An 18,633-nucleotide genomic window follows, 5' to 3' on the forward strand; every position below is an offset into this window, starting at 1 on the left:
GTATTTTAAATGCGATCAAAACACGGCCAGCGCCGAACGTAAGATCTTATTATTTTTTTAACGTCTAGATGCTAACACCCAAGTAACTTAGAGTCACTTACACTTTATTAAGATTTGTTGACTCAACGTAGTCCGTGACGCTCTCTATTATTTTGTTTAGCAGTGTCACCCTTGCGAAGCATTACGTAGACTGCACCAGTGCCGCCATGCTGCGGTTGAGCAGAATGAAAGGCTATTACCTGGTCTAGTTGAGGAAGCCAAATCGCTAAATGGCTCTTTAACAAGGCAAGTTTGTCAGGATTTCGATCTCCCTTCCCATGTAAAATAATAACTGCTCTAAGCTCGTACCTGGAGCACTCATCAATAAAGCGGAATACTTCGCGCCTTGCTTGTTCAACGGTCATTCGATGTAAGTCCAAACGTGCATCTAATTCATAGCGCCCCATCCTTAGTTTTTTATACACACCGTGCTGGACACCATCGCGCTTATAATCAAGTATGTCATTTGATTTCAGCATAGGCACTTCGGTGGAGGCTAGAGGATCTACGGTAAGTTTATCGGCAACGGCAAGTTTGCGCCTAACACGCTTTCCTGGTGTTTCTTCCTCTACTTTGTTTGAAGAAATTTTGCTACTTTCAAAACGAGTAACTCCCTGCATTTCTTCTGCAAATAACTCATCATCACTCATTGCCGTACTCACTCATAACCAATTCTGACCCAAAAATACTATTATAAAACCTAGGATTCGCCAAGTGCAGTTTGCACACTTTCCAAGTTCTTATTCGTATTAAATACTTCCTTCAATGTTTCCCATGGTGGCACCGGCTTACAACTTGAGAAAATAAAATCTGTAAAGGCCATAACCTTCGAAGGTGGCTCTCTACGGCTAGGATAAACCAGGTAAAAGGTTCTTTCCTGAAATGGTGCATCTTCAAGTAGCGTAACCAAACGCCCCGCCCTGACATCTTCACTAATAATAATCTGAGGTAAAGCGCCAACACCAACCCCCTCTATAACCATTCGACGCAGCACTTCCATGTCATTAGCCACTAGGCGAGACTTTGGTTCAAACTCGTATATACCGTTATTCGTTTGAAAAGCCCAAGCGGATGCTGGGTGAGAGACACAGGTATGATCTTCGATAGCCTGAATCGTTTTAGGGATGCCGTTTTTAGCAATATACTCAGGAGAAGCACACAGTGACAATCGCGCGGTTCCGAGATTTCGTGCTACCAGACTAGAATCAGATAATGGGCCAATTCGAAAAGCCACATCGATTTCCTGCTCTAGTAAGTCAACCAGTTTGTCATCGGAGAAGATCTCGACATTAACTTTTGGATACTGCTCCATAAATCGTTTAATCGTGCTGATGAAGAAAGGTGTACCAAAAGACAGCGGCGTACTAATCCTGAGCGTACCGCTTGGCTCAGCTTGCATATTATTAACAACACGATCAGCTTCTTCAGCTTGCTCAAGCATTTTGACGCAATGCTCATGATACAACTTACCGGTTTCTGTCGGCTTTAAGTTGCGTGTTGTACGATTAATAAGTCGCACACCTATACGCTTTTCGAGCTGACTCACTTTTCGGCTTACGGTAGATTTAGGTAGCTTAAGTTTGTCCGCTGCTTTGGTGAAGCTTCCCGATCCGACAACCACTGCAAATATCGCCATTTCATTTAAGTCTTGCATCAATTCGTACCCTTCTCTTACTCTCGCATTTAGAGTTAGCCGCATACATTCCATATACGGAACATTATTTCTAAATTTAGCCTATTAACACCAAAATAGGAACAGCACTACAATAAAAGCATCAAAATTTAGCGTTTGATTGCATTAAATTAGAACAACGGGGCAATAACATACTATTGTTAGCAGCCACAAAAATAAGACTTTTTACTACAAGGTTCATTGTTATGGTCGATAGACTTGCCGCGCAGATTATTAAGTTCAGATGGTTAATCATCATTGCCTCCTTAGCTATTGTATTTTTTATAGCAAGCGGAGCTAGCAATATTGGGTTCAGCTCAAACTATCGAGTATTCTTTTCAGAAGATAATGAACAATTGGTAGCATTTGAAACACTCCAAAACACCTATTCAAAATCAGACAATATATTTGTTGTTCTAGCGCCGAAAGATGGCGAGGTATTTACCGTTCCAACCTTGAATGCAGTTAAAGATCTAACTGATAGAGCTTGGCAATTGCCTTATTCAACACGCGTCGATTCAATCACAAACTTCCAATATACAAAAGCCGAAGAAGATGACTTGCTCGTTAACGACCTGGTTGAATTTCCAGATGAAGCCGATTTGGACGAGATTAAACGGATTGCGCTTAGCGAGCCGCTGCTAGAAAGTCGCCTTATTTCCAAGCAAGCGCATGTTACTGCGGTCAATACCACAGTTCAACTTCCTCAATTGACCGAACAGGAGATTCCCGAACTAGTAGCGCAAGCACGTGTGATGATTGCCCAGTTTGAAGAAGACTACCCCCACCTGGATGTTTATATCACAGGTAGCGTGATGCTAGGCAATGCCTTTTCTGAATCAGCCCAGGACGACCTTGCAAACCTGTTTCCGGTCATGTTTGTGATAATAATCTTCACCTTATTATTGCTTTTACGTTCGTTCACCGGTACCGCCGTAACCTTGGTTGTCATAATAATGTCTATCGTCAGCGCAATGGGAATGTTCGGTTGGCTAGGATGGACGCTTACCGGTCCAAGCACCTCAGCGCCCACGGTAATCATGACAATGGCCGTTGCCGATTGCGTTCATATTCTAGTGACCTTTCTATTTAACATGCGGCACGGAATGCTTAAAGCCGAAGCAATGCAAGAAGCCATACGTATCAATTTCCAGCCGGTTTTCATCACCAGCATCACAACAGTTGTTGGCTTTATGACACTTAACTTTAGTGAAGTTCCACCCTTCAGAGATTTAGGTAATACTGTAGCTATGGGCGTCGTTGCAGCATTCTTTCTATCAGTATTTTTACTTCCAGCACTGGTTATGGTGCTACCGGTAAAAGAGAAGAAGCAAGCAGATAAAGCACACAAAGGCCTTGATGCAATCGCTAATTTCGTCATTAACAAACGCAGACAAATTTTGATCGGTACCGGCTTGGTAACAATCGCCATTTTCTCTGCTATACCATTAAATATGATAAATGACGACTTTGTCGGTTACTTCAAGCAAAGTGTAGAATTTAGAAAAGACACCGACTTTACCGCTGAAAACCTTTCTGGCATTTATACAATTGAATACTCACTAGTTGCCGGAGAATCCGGTGAGATAAGCAACCCGAAATTCTTACAACAGGTCGAGGCATTCAGCCAATGGCTTGAAGCTCGAGAAGAAGTTGTTCATGTCGATACGATTACCGAGATATTCAAGCGCCTGAATAAAAATATGCATGCCGATGATGAGTCATACTTCCGGCTACCGGAGTCACAAGATTTAGCGGCACAATATTTACTGTTATATGAAATGTCGCTCCCCTATGGGCTGGATCTCAACAACCAGTTAAACGTAGATAAATCATCTATCAAACTAACTGTTGTACTAAACAATATACCAAGCTACAAAACCTTAGCGCTTGAAAAGGATATTGCTGAATGGCTTGAGACAAATACCGATATTACTGAGTTCTATGCTGCGAGCCCGAATATCATGTTCTCTCATATCGGTGAGCGAAACGTTATGAGTATGGTTTCGGGGGTAAGTTATGCATTGATACTAATTTGTATCATCATGGTGATCGTACTCAGGTCAGTCAAACTGGGCTTGGTTAGCCTAATCCCTAACCTTATACCTATTGGTGCTGCATTTGGTTTGTGGGGTATCTTCAACGGTAATGTTGGCATATCCGTAGGTACCGCAACAGGTATGGTCCTGGGTATCGTCGTTGATGATACCGTCCACTTTTTAAGCAAGTATCGAAGGGCTAGGCGTGAGAAAGGCTATACTAGCGAGCAAGCGGTGCAATATGCTTTCGCAACCGTTGGTACTGCACTTTGGGTGACAACCTTCGTTTTAGTCGCAGGGTTTATGGTGCTTGCATTGTCCAACTTCAACATGAACGCCCACATGGGTATCTTCACTGCAACAACGATTACGCTAGCACTGATATTCGACTTTATAGCGCTACCCGCAATTCTACTCAAGCTGGAAGAGAAGACTGCGGGTAAGCAAGGCACAGAAAACATCCTTACTTCTACTCCAAACTAAAACCCAACAAAAAAGCCCCTACAAAGGATAATTTGTAGGGGCTTTCTTATTCATCAAGTAGCTATTCTGGTTTAGCGTTTGCAGCACACTCGCCACGAGAACGATCCAGACGGCAACGAATTTTCCAGAGTAACTTAAGTGCCGTAGGATGATTGACCTTGTCTGCCTTTAGTGCCATGCGTACACGTTTACTGAAATGATCAATATCATCCTTAGTAAACTGACTAATCTCGATCCAGTAGTTTTGAGGTATTTCATTCTCAGCATCCTTAACCATTCGTTCCATATCATCCATTCGTGTCAGGATATAATTACGCATTTTGTGGCCAAAGCTAACGCACTCACGCTTTCTGGCTTTTCGGTTCCTGGAACATACCTCAGGGAATTGATCACGCTTAGCGATTGTTTGCAGCATGCCATAATAAAGTCGGTAATCAATTATCCCGCCCTTGTCACCTAATCCGTTGTATAGCTCAAATGTGTTATAGGCCAAAGCTGGCATCAACAAAATATCGACATTACCATTATTGAATTGCCCTGCAAAAGTGGTCAGAGAAACATTGAAGGGAGAAGCACCCGCCAAGTCGGCAAACTTTTTAGCCTGGGGGTCTCCATTAAGAATTGCCAGTTTTTTACCAGCAAAGTCATCGATACTTTCTATCGATCGGTCATTTACAAAGGCAAACATTGACCCTACCGGAAAAGTTGCAACCACTTCGTAATTACCCTGGGTCATCAACTTACCGGCACGAGGACGAGCCAACGTACCCAAGGCGAGTTCAAGGCCTTTCTGGGAGGTAATCGCGCCAATAGCATCCATTGTGCCGCCAAATTTAACGAATTGGCGTGAAAGTATTGCGCTCAAAAGTACGGCTTCACAGCGCCCTGCTTTAAACTCACTTGCGGCGACCTTTTCGTCAGTATATGCAACAAACCTGATACTCAAGCCCCATGATTGAGCTTTTGGTATTAAGTCAGAATAAAAAGACATAACCGGGCCATTACGCCCAACCGGATCCCAAATACAAAATGTTTTTTTCTCTAGAGAGTATGCAGACGTGCTTGCTAATATTAATACCAGCGCTATTAAGACGTTGTAGACCTTCATTCCGAAAAGAATTCCTTGTTTAGGTTCTTGTTAACTCAAGGTTTGCAAGATTATATCTTCGTTTTTATGGTACAAGTGTCCAGCAAAGTAGCCGTATTTATCATGTAATTGTTATAAGATAGCGATTCACGGTAACTGGCCAGTTATAATAGCTGGCAGTTTTATATCTACTTATTTCCCACACTATAACGAAGTGTTTGTTAGTTCAATACTTATTACAGATTAATATGACAGATTCTCATCAAGCCAAACTAGTTACCATTCTAGGCCCTACGGCAAGTGGTAAAACCTCATTAGCTGTAGAGCTTTGCCGTCAGTTTTCAGGTGAGATAATCTCTGCCGACTCTCGCCAGGTATACCGGGGCATGGACATTGGTACAGGCAAAGATCTCGATGAATACGAAGAAGTCCCCCATCACCTAATCGACATTGTGGAGCCGCAAGAGGAATTCAACCTTTTCGCCTACGCCCAACATTTCTCCACAGCTTTCACCAATATCGTCAAACGCGAACAACTGCCGTTTTTAGTGGGCGGAACAGGGATGTATCTAGATGCCATATTAAACCGTTATGAATTAACGATAGCGAAGTCTGACGAAAAAGCACGTCAGGAAATGGAAAATAAATCAGAACGCGAATTAATCGAGCTATTGCTAAGTTTTGACAAAAATTTACACAACACAACCGACTTGTTAAGCCGAGACCGCATCATTAAAGCAATCGAAATAGCAGTAGCCGACAGCAAAGATCTAAAGCCACTGGAGCTTCCCACTTTTACACCCCTTACGATAGGCATTCGCTTAGAGCGCGAAGAAATAAAGGCTAGAATCACAGCGAGGCTTAAGGCACGGCTTGAAGAAGGCATGATAGAGGAAGTAGAAACACTCAGACAACAAGGCCTTCCCTGGGAAAAGTTACACTTCTTCGGCCTTGAATATCGCTTTGTCGCACAATACTTGCAAGGTGAGCTGAGTTACAACGATATGTACCAAAAACTCAATTCAGCCATTCACGCTTTTGCAAAACAACAAAGTAAGTGGTTTAGGAATATAGAAAAGAAGGGGCAGGAAATTCATTGGATCGATAAAGGAGAGGATCTTTTCGACAAAGCCGCAGAGCACCTCGCGAAGCATCTTTAGCGAGCTTTGCTTGGCGAACTACGCTAATGCGTGCAGCTTCTTAAAGGTCACTAGCCTCAACTCGTTTAAGTCTTTTTCAAGTACTGCCAGCGTCAAACCGTGCTTAACCATGCTTTTTAACAAGCTTTTGTCTGCATATTCCAGTATATCCAATACACGCAAGGGGTGTTGCTCAGCCAAGCAGGCAATTACATCTTGCGCCTGTTTTTTCGGCAGCCGAGCTAGCAATTCGGCTGCATAGCGCTCATTCATAAAGACCGCTGTTTCACAGACATACTCAACAGACAAACCTTTTGCTATTTGAACAGCACTCTTAATGGGGAGCTTAGATGTAATTCTTGCCGCAATGGGTGGGTCGATATATTTGTTTGTAATCGCAAGCACGAGAAAGTTGGGGATATATCTAAGCGTTTGAGAGATAGACTCGAAAAAACGATCAAATCCTTTTCTTTCACGTTCGAGCACCGACTCAACCAAATCAAACACAGCTTCAAATTGTTCATCACTCATGCCAGAAATTATTTCTGGCAAGTCACTTTCACTCTGCCGTTCAAGTTGCTCTAATTGCTCCTCACGTTTTGCTACGCGTTCCATTCTAGCAACCTTATTGATCGATGAATGCTAATGGAACGAAAGCAACAAGAATGAGTGTTGTACCCATAACCATAAGCGGAAGAAGTAAACGCTCGTGGCGATAATAAAAGGAATCGCCCTCTTTTAAAGCGAGACTGACTTCCTCATCACCCACAACCTGACGGGTAAGTAGGTGATTTAACGAAACCGGCGGACTCAAATAACCAAGTTCGAAAGCCATCAAGCAGGTCATCCAGAAGTGAATCGGATTGATTCCGGCAGCATAAGCAACCGGAGCAATCGTACCTGTAACCAGGATAAGCGCACCAAAGGGGTCCATTACCATGCCGATCATCACCAAAAACAGAACGAGAAACGCCATCGTGCCGTAGGTAGAGCCGAAGAATTCGGGTATCTCTAGTACGCCGCCGCCCCGTTCTATAATGCCGCCAACTGTAAACGAGCAAGCCATTAACATCAGTAAGGCGCCAATTTGTATGGATGAGTTATCTACAGAACTGGAAAAGGCTGAAGATATCGTCGGACTCGCCTTAGCACTTTCATTTCGCTGATGGAAATCCCTACTAAATTTACGTTCAAACACTAAAACTGCCATAACGATAATTGGCAGCATGACAGGTGCCGTAAATTCGTCAAGTTGAGCATCTAGCAATATGTCGTAAAGAAAGAGCGCAGCGACCAGAATCCCAACATAAGGAAGAAGTGGCATCAAATTTCTAAGAGAAGGTAACAATGCTTCACTTGCCGGTACAATTTTCATAGGGTCCTTTCGTGTAATCATTGCAAATACCGCAAACACGAGCATACTCAGAAGAAAAACCCTGAAGCCCCAATGAAACAGCTCGTCTGTCACAACTTCTTTATTAAGTATTGCAATACCAACTACAAGCAAACAAGGCCTTAGCACAACACCTGAACCCGTCATTGCTGTCACGGCAAGCGACAACTGACGACGAGTCCCTACTCGCCTCATCTCTTGATAAACAACCGCGCCCATCGCAATAATGATAATGCCCGAAGCACCGGTATAAGCAGTCGGGAATGCCATCAATGCGATAGCAACAAATGCAAGCAATTCAGGCGGCAGGTGCCAAGGTTTAAACACCTCAAACAATTTTGCACCAAGAAGCGTTTCTTTAAGCAGCATACCAACCAGAATATAAAGACCAATTGCTAAATGAAGATTAGTTAGCTGAAAGATTTGAGTAAAATAGATAGCAATACCTGGATAGTGCGACTCAACAATAAAAAACTGAAAGATCGCTGCTAACAGCATAATACTATGAATAGGTATCGCTATAAAGGCAAGCCAGGGTTTACCTCCAGGCTCAAGATCTGGCGATGGATTGAGTAACTGATATAGATTCAGACCGCATAAGCTAAAACACCCGAGCATAAGGATAATCATTAACTCAGGGTTGGTAACCTCAGTCCCCGATGCGTAAGAGCCTTGGTAAAACGCGACGGTAGACAACCCAAGACAGGCATTGGCAAACAACTGCCCTACATTCGAAACGTAGTGATCCATTCGACTATGAATCGACCTAAACGCAATATGATTACGCTTCCATGTTGTGATAAACGCAGACAGTGCCAGCAGCAATATCAAAGTAAGTTTTTGATTCTCAATAGCAAGCAAACTAACTTGAGCAAAGGTGTGCTCAAGATCTTTAAAAGTACGAACCCAAACATTCATTTGAGCTCGATAGGTCTGGGCATCAGCATGCTGCTTCTGGCATAGCCTGATTTGGCTAGCTAAGGAATTACGAGCTGAATCACGATCAAACTCAGTCGCAAATAAATCGAAGTCTTCATTTTCTGCAAGGTGCTCTTGTTCTAATTCATCCAACCTGGCTTCGATATCAAACTGATATTCACAGTCTGCAGTGGGCTCATCACCCCGAAGAATAAAGTAGTCCTCCCAAAAATAGCTGCCAAGCTTAAGCATCTGTGCATGCATATTCTCACTAGTGCCCGAAATAATCGTTACGAACAAAAGACATAGAATTGAGTAGGAAAGGATTTTTTGCATCAGGACTTTGATGCTAAATTCGGATTTCTTGTTGGTTAGTTGAGTATCGTAATCAGGCTGCATAGTGTTATTAAAATTATTATGAAGATAATATTAAAAATTAAGATGTAAGTCGGGCCATAGTATACGAAATAGCATGTGAATACAGCGAAATGATCCTAACCTGAGCCACAATCAAGCATAAAAAAAGGAAGATCATTGACCTTCCTTTTTTAGAACGACTAACTAGTTGTACCTAGAACCTAAGCTCTAAGAGCGCTATTCTGATACCAGAGTTCGCTTATTTATAATAAGCATTATCCGTAACGGAGTGATCTGTTACATCACGCACGCCACTTAGCTCAGGAACAACCTCCAACAAACGCTTTTCGACACCGTCCTTCAAGGTAATTGAAACTGCACTACACCCCTGACAACCGCCACCGAAGCGAAGTACCGCAATTTGATCTTCAGTTATTTCAACAAGTGATACATCACCACCATGCGATGCCAAACCAGGGTTAATATCCGTAACAAGAATATAGGTGATACGCTCTGACAAGCTGGAATTTTCATCTATCTTTGGCATCTTGGCATTTGGCGCTTTAATTGTCAGCTGGCCACCCATTTTTTCTTCTGCGTAATCTACAAATGCTTCATCTAGAAATGGAACGCTTTTCTTCTCGAGGTAAAGTTTAAAGCCTTCTAGCTCCATCACTTCATCGTCTTCAACGATATCTTCAGGCTGACAATAGGCCAAACAGGTCTCGGCAAATTTAGTGCCTGGCTGAGTAACAAACATTCTAACGCCCATACCATTTGACTCCTGATTAGAGACAAGTTGAGCGAGATAATGTTGAGCTGATTCGGAAACAGTGACCATAATGAAGTAAGCCTCGATGAAATTATTTGCGCATATAATACGGGTTTTGGACTCTGGGATAAAGACTTAGTAAAATACTCAGGTAATCGTTTTATACTCACGCTTGTGTGAGAGCAGAAATTGTCAGGTTTTTAGATATTATTTTCTATATCAAAATATTTCAATATACTTTTATTTCCGCTAAGATAGCGCTTTCTACAACATCGCATAGAATTGCGTGCTATTTCACCTTATTTTGGGAATACACATTTAATGTCCAACATACAAAATAGAACTCAGCTTTTGAACGACGCGCTAAGCAAGCGCATCCTAATACTGGATGGCGCTACCGGAACAATGATCCAGCGCTTTAAGTTTGAAGAGGAAGACTATCGCGGTGAAAGGTTCAAAGACCACCCTTCGGAAGTTAAAGGCAATAATGACCTATTATGCCTGACTCAAGTAGACGCCATTGCTAGCATCCATAAACAATATCTAGATGCAGGCGCAGATATAATTGAAACAAACACTTTCAACTCGACCAAAGTTTCCCAAGCTGACTATGGCATGGAAGAGCTTGTATACGAGTTAAATTTCGAAGCTGCACGTATTGCACGTGAAGAAGCGGAGAAGAAGACCGCTGAAACGCCCGACAAGCCAAGATTTGTTGCAGGTGTCGTTGGCCCAACATCACGTACGGCATCCATTAGCCCCGACGTTAACGACCCGGGTTTTAGAAACGTCACTTTCGAAGAGCTTTACGACAATTATTATGAAGCCACCGATGCCTTGGTAAAAGGCGGTGCCGACATAATCATGATCGAGACCATATTCGATACGCTTAATGCTGAAGCAGCTATTTATGCAGTTGAACAATACTTTCAGGATTCCAAACTGAAACTGCCAATCATGATTTCAGGCACCATCACTGACGCCTCGGGCCGTACTCTGTCCGGGCAGACAGCTGAGGCCTTCCTAATATCTGTTAAGCACTGCAAGCCTCTGAGCATCGGTTTTAACTGCGCTCTGGGTGCCGATGCACTTCGGCCCTACATTGAAGAGTTATCTACCAAGGGCGAATGCTATGTTAGCGCCCACCCTAACGCAGGCCTGCCGAATGAGTTTGGTGAATACGATCAAACACCTGAAGAAATGGCCGATATCGTTGAGACCTTCGCAAAAGATAATTTAATCAACATTATCGGTGGCTGCTGCGGTTCAACACCAGAGCACATTGCTGAAATCGCACGACGTATGGAGAAACACAGTACAAGGGCTATTCCACAGATCAAACCCAAACTTCGCCTTTCCGGCTTAGAAGCTTTTGTTACAGATGAAGACTCACTATTCATTAATGTCGGTGAGCGCACTAACGTTACTGGTTCAAAGAAGTTTTTGAGGCTTATTAAAGACGAAGAGTTTGAAGAAGCACTCGACGTTGCAAGACAGCAAGTTGAAAACGGCGCACAAATCATCGATATCAATATGGATGAAGGCATGCTGGAATCCAAAGAAGCGATGGTCCACTTTCTCAACCTCGTCGCTTCAGAACCAGATATCTCCAAAGCACCAATTATGATTGACTCCTCTAAGTGGGAAGTAATTGAGGCCGGACTGCGTTGCGTACAAGGGAAGGCTGTCGTTAACTCAATTAGCTTGAAGGAAGGCGAAGAGCAATTTATCGATCATGCGAAAGCCTGTATTCGTTACGGTGCGGCCGCGGTAGTGATGGCTTTCGATGAGAAGGGTCAGGCCGACTCCTTAGATCGTAAGATAGAGATTTGTAAGCGCTCATACGACGTATTGGTTGGCTTAGGCATGCCTCCTGAAGATATTATTTTTGACCCGAATATTTTTGCGGTCGCAACAGGTATCGAAGAACATAACAACTACGCCGTTGACTTTATCGAAGCTACTCGCTGGATTCGTCAAAACCTACCCTATGCAAGTGTCTCTGGTGGCGTTAGTAACGTCTCGTTTTCCTTCCGCGGCAACAACCCAGTACGCGAGGCTATTCATTCCGTCTTTCTTTATCACGCCATAAAAGCCGGTATGAACATGGGTATCGTCAATCCCGGACAACTAGTTATCTATGACGATATTGATCCAGAGCTAAAAGAGCGCGTCGAAGATGTTGTCCTAAATAGACGGGACGACTCAACTGATCGACTTCTTGAAATAGCTGATAATTTCCGCGGTGAAGCCGGTGAGAAGAAGAAAGAGGATCTAGAGTGGCGTAAGCTGCCTGTCGAAAAGCGACTCGAACACGCGCTTGTTAAAGGTATTACCACCTTTATTACAGAAGATACCGAAGAAGCTCGCGTCAAAGCAGCGAGACCAATTGAGGTCATCGAAGGCCCTTTAATGGATGGAATGAATGTCGTAGGCGACCTATTTGGCGAAGGTAAAATGTTCTTACCACAAGTCGTTAAAAGCGCCCGGGTAATGAAACAGTCAGTCGCACATCTCGTCCCCTTCATTGAAGCAGAAAAAAGTGATAAACAAACGACCAAGGGTAAAATCCTAATGGCCACCGCTAAAGGCGATGTACATGATATCGGCAAGAATATCGTTGGTGTCGTTTTACAGTGCAACAACTATGAAGTAATAGATCTTGGTGTAATGGTTCCTGCCGATAAAATACTTGCTGCCGCCAAAGAACATAATGTAGACATTATTGGAGTTAGTGGCCTAATCACACCGTCGCTTGACGAAATGGTCCATATCGCAAAAGAGCTGCAGCGAGAAGGCTTGGATATACCACTAATGATCGGTGGTGCAACGACCTCTAAGGCTCACACCGCTGTGAAGATAGAACCTCAGTATCAAAATAATATTTCAGTCTATGTCACAGATGCCTCACGTAGTGTCAGTGTTGCTACCTCTTTGTTAAGTGATACACAGCGTGACACCTTTGTCGAGAACGTGAAGGTGGAATATGAGACGGTACGCGAACGTCGTAAAAACCGCAGCGCCAAGTCCAGCTTCCTAAGCTATGAAAAAGCAGTAGCAAACAAGCTGTCACTTGATTGGAGCGGCTACGAACCACCTAAGCCGAAATTTACCGGCACCAAAATCTTTGAAGACTACCCACTTGAAGAATTAGTTGACTATATCGATTGGACTCCGTTTTTTATCACGTGGGACCTGGTTGGAAAATACCCGAAAATATTAAAAGATGAGCATATCGGTGAAGCTGCTCAGAGTCTTTTCAATGATGCACAAAAAATGCTCAAGGATCTGATAAGCAATAAAAAACTAAAAGCCAAGGCTGTTATCGGATTTTGGCCAGCAAACGCTCAAGGCGATGATGAAATTACTGTATTTGCAGACGAAAGTCGATCTAAGGTAAATCTAAGCCTGAATCACCTACGCCAGCAATCTGACAAAGCGGGCAATCAATTTAGCTTATCACTAGCTGACTTTATTGCACCTAAAGAAACGGGTCTCAATGACTATATCGGTGGCTTTGCAGTCACCGCTGGAATCGGTGCTGAAGAACTTGCCACCGAGTTCGAAGCAAAACATGACGACTACAACGCGATTATGGTCAAAGCGCTAGCTGACCGCCTAGCCGAAGCTTTCGCTGAGCGTATGCACGAAAGAGTTCGTAAAGAGTTCTGGGCTTACGCTGGAGATGAAAGCTTTGATAACGACGCCTTGATTAAAGAAAAATACCGCGGTATCCGCCCTGCTCCGGGCTACCCTGCTTGCCCTGATCATACTGAAAAGACCGAGCTGTTCAAGCTACTGGAACCCGAAAACAGTGCCGGAATTTCATTAACCGAACACTTTGCAATGACACCTGCAGCTTCAGTTAGTGGGTTTTATTATTCCCACCCTGATTCAAAATATTTTTCTGTTGGAAAAATTACCAAAGACCAGGTCGAGGATTACGCTAAGCGTAAATCAATGTCTATCACTGAAGCAGAAAAATGGTTGAGTCCGGTACTAAACTATGATTAATCGCTAAAAAACGGCTTTTATATAACCAAAACCCGTAATAGCTAAACAAACTTATATAAGCTGGTTATTTAACCGCTTATTAAAAACTGATACCCTTAGCGCCCGCAAAAATGGCCCCAGGCTGCTTTGGGCTAAATTATATTAAGCAAGTACGATTGAGACGCACTAAATGTACAAATACGATGGTTACGACAAACAGATCGTCCAGGAACGGGTTCAGCAGTTCCGCGGTCAAACCCAACGCTTTCTTGAAGGGACTTTGGCAGGTGACGACTTTTTGCCTTTACGTCTGCAAAACGGTCTATACGTCCAGCGATTAGCACCTATGCTTCGGGTCGCCGTACCTTACGGCATGCTGTCTTCCACACAGCTTAGGAAGCTCGCTTCAATCAGTCGTGACTACGACAAAGGCTACCTGCACTTTACTACTCGCCAAAACGTCCAATTCAACTGGCCCGAGCTAAAAGATGTCCCAGACATTCTTGACGAGCTTCGTAGTGTTGAAATGCATTCCATTCAAACGAGTGGCAATTGTATTCGTAACACCACGACTGACCAGTTTGCCGGTGTGGCAGCGAATGAATTGTTAGACCCGCGCCCTTACTGCGAGATCATACGTCAGTGGTCGACTTTCCATCCTGAGTTTGCATTCTTGCCACGTAAATTCAAAATCTCGGTAAACGCTTGTGGTGATACAGATCGTACTGAGTCTCTAGTGAATGATATTGCTCTGGAGCTTGTTAAGAACGATGCAGGTGAAATTGGCTTTAAAGTTTTGGCCGGTGGTGGGCTAGGCCGTACGCCAATCATTGCCTCGGTAATTCGTGAGTTTTTACCCGAGAAGCACCTGCTTAGTTATCTCGATGCGATCTTGCGTGTCTACAATATTCACGGTCGCCGCGACAACAAATACAAAGCTCGTATTAAAATCCTTGTAAAAGCCCTTACACCCGCCAAGTTCGCAGAACGCGTTGAAGCTGAATGGGAGCATATCAAGGATGGAGCGACAACACTGACCAATGAAGAAATTGACCGTGTAAAAAACTTCTTTACAGAACCAGCATACCAATCGCTTGCTGATAATAGTGAAAGCTTTGTTAAGCAACAAGACGAGCACAAAGGCTTTGCCAATTGGATCAAGCGTAATGTCAATGACCATAAAAAGCCTGGCTACTCGATCGTTACGCTAACACTTAAGAAAACGGGCACACCACCAGGCGATGCATCTGACAAGCAGGTTGATACAATTGCAGACATGGCTGATAAGTATAGTTTTGGTGAAGTCCGTGTAACACACGACCAGAACATTGTTCTTGCAGACGTTCCTCAGAATATGTTGTTTGAATTATGGAGTGAGGCTAAAGCAGCTGGTTTTGCAACGCCTAACCTTGGCATGATTACAGACATTATTTGCTGCCCAGGCGGCGACTTTTGTGGCCTTGCAAACGCCAAATCAATACCAGTAGCTGAGCAGATTCAAATCAAGTTTGATGATCTAGATTATGTCTATGACATCGGCGAGATCGATTTAAATATATCAGGCTGTATGAACGCTTGCGGTCATCACCATGTGGGTAACATTGGAATTCTCGGTGTTGATAAGCGCGGCGAAGAATTCTATCAGGTATCTCTAGGTGGAAACTCGGGTAAAGATGCCGCCATTGGCAAAATATTAGGCCCGTCCTTCGCTAGAGCTCAGATGCCTGAAGTCGTTGAAAAGATTATCAACGTTTATATTGAAAACCGAACTGAAGAAGAACTGTTTATTGATACATTCCGTAGAATTGGAATGCTACCTTTTAAGGAGCGCGTATATGCCAAGGCTGATTAAAGTAGATAAGATTGTCGATGATGCGTGGCAAATTCTAGATAAAGGTTTTTCAGGCAAGCTTGAGCAGAGCCAGGTATTTGTTCCCTTAAACTATTTGCTTGAAAACCCTGGATGCATTGATGCTTCTGAAGTTGGCGTTTGGCTCGACAGCGACGAAGAACCGGAAGCGCTTGCACCCTACCTGGATAAGCTTCCTGCTATTGCAATAAACTTCCCTAAGTTTGTTGACGGGCGCGGCTACTCCTATGCTCGTATACTTCGCGACCGTTTGAACTTTGAGGGTGAAATTCGTGCAATTGGCGACATTCTTCACGACCAGCTTTTCTATCTGAAACGCTGCGGTTTTGACGCATATGCAGTTCGAGAAGACAAAGATATTGAGGTCGCACAAGAAGGCTTGTCCGACTTTACTGAATCTTATCAAGCAGCAAGCTTTATGAATCAACCACTATTTCGCCGTCGCGGCTAACGAGTGCTTAGTACCCACCTCTAAGCCCCCAAACCAGGATCTTAGAGGTGGAGCTTTTCAAACAAACTCCCCCTCCTCTTCCCCTTACGTCGTTCTTCATCCGCTAAAAATACAGCTATACTAATAACATATCTGGCGTTTTTTAAAGGAGTCAGCAATGCGTATTGGTGTACCAAAAGAAGTCAAAAATAACGAATTCCGCGTCGCCATGACGCCTAACATTGCTCACGAGCTCTATTCTCATGGACATAAGGTTTTTATAGAGAAAGATGCAGGATTAGGATCCGGTTTTTCAAACCAAGAATACCTTGACGCAGGGTCGACTGTGCTCGAATCTGCTGTTGATATTTTTCACCAAGCAAACCTGATTCTTAAGGTAAAGGAGCCGCAAGCCTGGGAGCGCAGCCAGCTCACCGCAGGTCATATACTGTTTACATATTTACACCTTGCACCAGATCTTCAGCAAACAAGCGACTTGCTAGATAGTAAAGCAACGTGCATCGCCTATGAGACGGTTTCCGATGCTGCGGGACACCTTCCTCTTCTTACACCAATGTCAGAGATTGCTGGCCGAATGTCAATTCAGGCAGGCGCTCACTGCCTTGAGAAATCGCAGGGAGGTCGCGGCGTACTCTTAAGTGGTGCCCCCGGTGTCGAACCGGCACGCGTTCTGATACTTGGTGGCGGAGTTGTCGGCCGCAATGCTGCTAAAATCGCTGTTGGCATGGGGAGCGACGTAACCGTATTCGATAAATCGATTGAAACACTAAGAACACTAGAAAGCGAGTTTGGCAACAGCATCAAAACTCTATACGCAAGTCGCGCAGCCCTACTCAAACTCCTACCTCACTGCGACCTTGTTATTGGGGCTGTGCTAATTCCCGGCGCTACCGCCCCAAAGCTAATTACTAAAACTGACCTAAGCCAGATGAAAAGCGGCAGCGTGATCGTAGATGTGGCGATAGACCAAGGTGGATGTATTGAAACCTCAAAACCTACAACTCATGAAAAGCCAGTATTCACAATAAATAATGTCGTACATTATTGCGTCGCCAATATGCCCGGAGCCGTTGCACGAAGTTCAACTCTAGCTTTAACGAACGCTACAGCGCCTTACGTAATCGAGCTTGCTAATAGAGGTTGTCGTAAAGCACTGGAAACGAACCCGGGCTTTATGAAAGGTCTGAATATTGTTAATGGGGAGCTCTGTAACAAGAACGTTGCCGAGGCACAAAACCTAAAAAGCATTTCTCTTGAAAATGCGCTTAATAAGCTTTGATTCCTTATAGCAGCATAAGCTGATTCGCCGACATTAAGTAAATACTCGCAAGCCATCCAGAATAAACTGGATTGCCAGTGCAGCTAAGATCATTCCTAAAAAACGTTTTAATACTTCATCACCTATCGCACCAACCAGGCGTTTAACATTGCCCGAAAAAATCATCAGAATACAGGTTAGCGTGCTGATAGATACAATGGCAAACATCACAGAAAGCTGGCCCAAAGCCGAACTAGTCGAAGAAAACAACAAAATACTTACTGTTAAAGAGCCAGGCCCCGCAAGTAGCGGTATGGACAATGGGAAAACCGATATATCTCTGCCATTCCCGCTGCCAGCGAAAGACAAACTACTGGTAACCATACGAAACGCCGTATAAAACAAAAGCACGCCACCGGATATCTTGAATGCATGAATACTAATCGCAAGCTTACTTAAAAGGAGTTCACCAAAATTGCCAAACAATACTAGTAGCATCGTGGAAATAAGACAGGCCTTGAAAGCGATCAACTTTCGACCTGAACCACTTTCAAGCAAAGAATGGAAAATTAAAGCCATTCCAATCGGATCGATGATCACAAATAGAGCAACCAACGCTCCAACATATACACTTATATCCATAAGAATCTCATAAAAGGACTTACTATCACTATAGTATTGAATCGTGCCAAGCGCGAAAGATACTTTCTCTAAAGCGAAAAGGCTTAATTTTTTTGTATGTGATAAATCAATCCCTATATATTTTATTGCCCTTTAATCCTGATTTAAAAAGACCCGCAGCGTAATAATATGACATAATGTTCATGTCGACTCACAGTCACAAAACTAAGTCGAGTCAAGATAGAACAGCAACACAATAATATGTCAAAGGATTTGAAATGGGCTTAAAATCTTTTCTAAAAGATAAACTAGTATCAAAAGAACTAAACGTCCAACTCGATAAGATAGAAAAACCAGTTGGAACCCTTGGCTATGACCCATGGGGTTTTAACTCTGATACCAATAAGATTGTTTTTTCTTTATTCTCTGGCATTTACAACAAATACTTTCGCGTAGAGACTAGCGGGATTGAGCATACTCCCGATTCAGGGCCCGTACTAATTATCGCAAACCATAGTGGACAGCTTCCTATTGATGGAAC

Annotated in this window: 13 protein-coding genes and 1 pseudogene; 7 read left to right on the forward strand and 7 right to left on the reverse strand. The window is 43.5% G+C overall.

What is annotated here, in order from left to right; translation table 11 throughout:
- Positions 1-122: 122 nt before the first annotated feature.
- Together smrA and A3729_RS19910 are read right to left on the reverse strand one after the other, a co-directional pair.
- Positions 123-689: a DNA endonuclease SmrA gene (smrA, locus tag A3729_RS19905; RefSeq protein ID WP_068507499.1), complete on the reverse strand. Its 567-nt coding sequence runs from the start codon at positions 687-689 to the stop codon at positions 123-125.
- 50 nt (positions 690-739) lie between these two features.
- The gene (locus tag A3729_RS19910; RefSeq protein ID WP_068507501.1) at positions 740-1,693 is read right to left on the reverse strand and encodes a LysR family transcriptional regulator; all 954 of its coding nucleotides are present in this window, start codon (positions 1,691-1,693) and stop codon (positions 740-742) included.
- A gap of 224 nt (positions 1,694-1,917) precedes the next feature.
- On the opposite strand from A3729_RS19910, the gene A3729_RS19915 reads away from it, so the two are divergent.
- A complete protein-coding gene (locus tag A3729_RS19915) occupies positions 1,918-4,233 on the forward strand; it encodes an RND family transporter (protein WP_068507504.1) in 2,316 nt (771 codons plus the stop codon).
- Positions 4,234-4,294: 61 nt separating this feature from the next.
- Here the strand turns inward: A3729_RS19915 and A3729_RS19920 are convergent, their stop codons facing one another.
- Positions 4,295-5,341, reverse strand: a complete 1,047-nt coding sequence (locus A3729_RS19920) for a putative solute-binding protein (RefSeq protein WP_068553859.1) — start codon at positions 5,339-5,341, stop codon at positions 4,295-4,297.
- 227 nt (positions 5,342-5,568) lie between these two features.
- Between A3729_RS19920 and miaA the strand changes: the two genes are divergently transcribed.
- Positions 5,569-6,480 carry a tRNA (adenosine(37)-N6)-dimethylallyltransferase MiaA gene (gene miaA / locus A3729_RS19925; protein ID WP_068507507.1) on the forward strand — a complete coding sequence of 304 codons (912 nt, stop codon included), beginning with the start codon at positions 5,569-5,571 and terminating at the stop codon, positions 6,478-6,480.
- Between the two features lie 18 nt (positions 6,481-6,498).
- On the opposite strand, the gene A3729_RS19930 is transcribed toward miaA, so the two are convergent.
- From A3729_RS19930 to nfuA, 3 genes are all read right to left on the reverse strand, one after another.
- The gene (locus A3729_RS19930; RefSeq protein ID WP_068507510.1) at positions 6,499-7,074 is read right to left on the reverse strand and encodes a magnesium transporter MgtE N-terminal domain-containing protein; all 576 of its coding nucleotides are present in this window, start codon (positions 7,072-7,074) and stop codon (positions 6,499-6,501) included.
- A gap of 10 nt (positions 7,075-7,084) precedes the next feature.
- A complete protein-coding gene (locus tag A3729_RS19935; RefSeq protein ID WP_197475941.1) occupies positions 7,085-9,034 on the reverse strand; it encodes a TRAP transporter large permease subunit in 1,950 nt (649 codons plus the stop codon).
- 352 nt (positions 9,035-9,386) lie between these two features.
- Entirely contained in the window at positions 9,387-9,971 is a 585-nt protein-coding gene (nfuA, locus tag A3729_RS19940; RefSeq protein ID WP_197469755.1) for a Fe-S biogenesis protein NfuA, read from the reverse strand.
- A 249-nt stretch (positions 9,972-10,220) separates the two neighbouring features.
- On the opposite strand from nfuA, the gene metH reads away from it, so the two are divergent.
- From metH to ald, 4 genes are all read left to right on the forward strand, one after another.
- The gene (gene metH, locus A3729_RS19945; RefSeq protein WP_068507516.1) at positions 10,221-13,913 is read left to right on the forward strand and encodes a methionine synthase; all 3,693 of its coding nucleotides are present in this window, start codon (positions 10,221-10,223) and stop codon (positions 13,911-13,913) included.
- Between the two features lie 169 nt (positions 13,914-14,082).
- Entirely contained in the window at positions 14,083-15,744 is a 1,662-nt protein-coding gene (locus tag A3729_RS19950; protein WP_068507518.1) for a nitrite/sulfite reductase, read from the forward strand.
- A complete protein-coding gene (locus A3729_RS19955) occupies positions 15,728-16,213 on the forward strand; it encodes a DUF934 domain-containing protein (RefSeq protein WP_068507521.1) in 486 nt (161 codons plus the stop codon). The genes A3729_RS19950 and A3729_RS19955 overlap by 17 nt, the downstream gene beginning before the upstream one ends.
- 157 nt (positions 16,214-16,370) lie before the next feature.
- A complete protein-coding gene (gene ald, locus A3729_RS19960; protein ID WP_068507523.1) occupies positions 16,371-17,492 on the forward strand; it encodes an alanine dehydrogenase in 1,122 nt (373 codons plus the stop codon).
- Positions 17,493-17,525: 33 nt separating this feature from the next.
- Here ald and A3729_RS19965 read toward each other — a convergent pair whose 3' ends face one another.
- Positions 17,526-18,113, reverse strand: a complete 588-nt coding sequence (locus tag A3729_RS19965) for a MarC family protein (protein ID WP_068507525.1) — start codon at positions 18,111-18,113, stop codon at positions 17,526-17,528.
- A 257-nt stretch (positions 18,114-18,370) separates the two neighbouring features.
- On the opposite strand from A3729_RS19965, the pseudogene A3729_RS19970 reads away from it, so the two are divergent.
- Positions 18,371-18,633, forward strand: a pseudogene (locus A3729_RS19970) (glycerol acyltransferase); the annotation flags it as partial.

The sequence above is a fragment of the Oleiphilus sp. HI0043 genome, assembly GCF_001634935.1.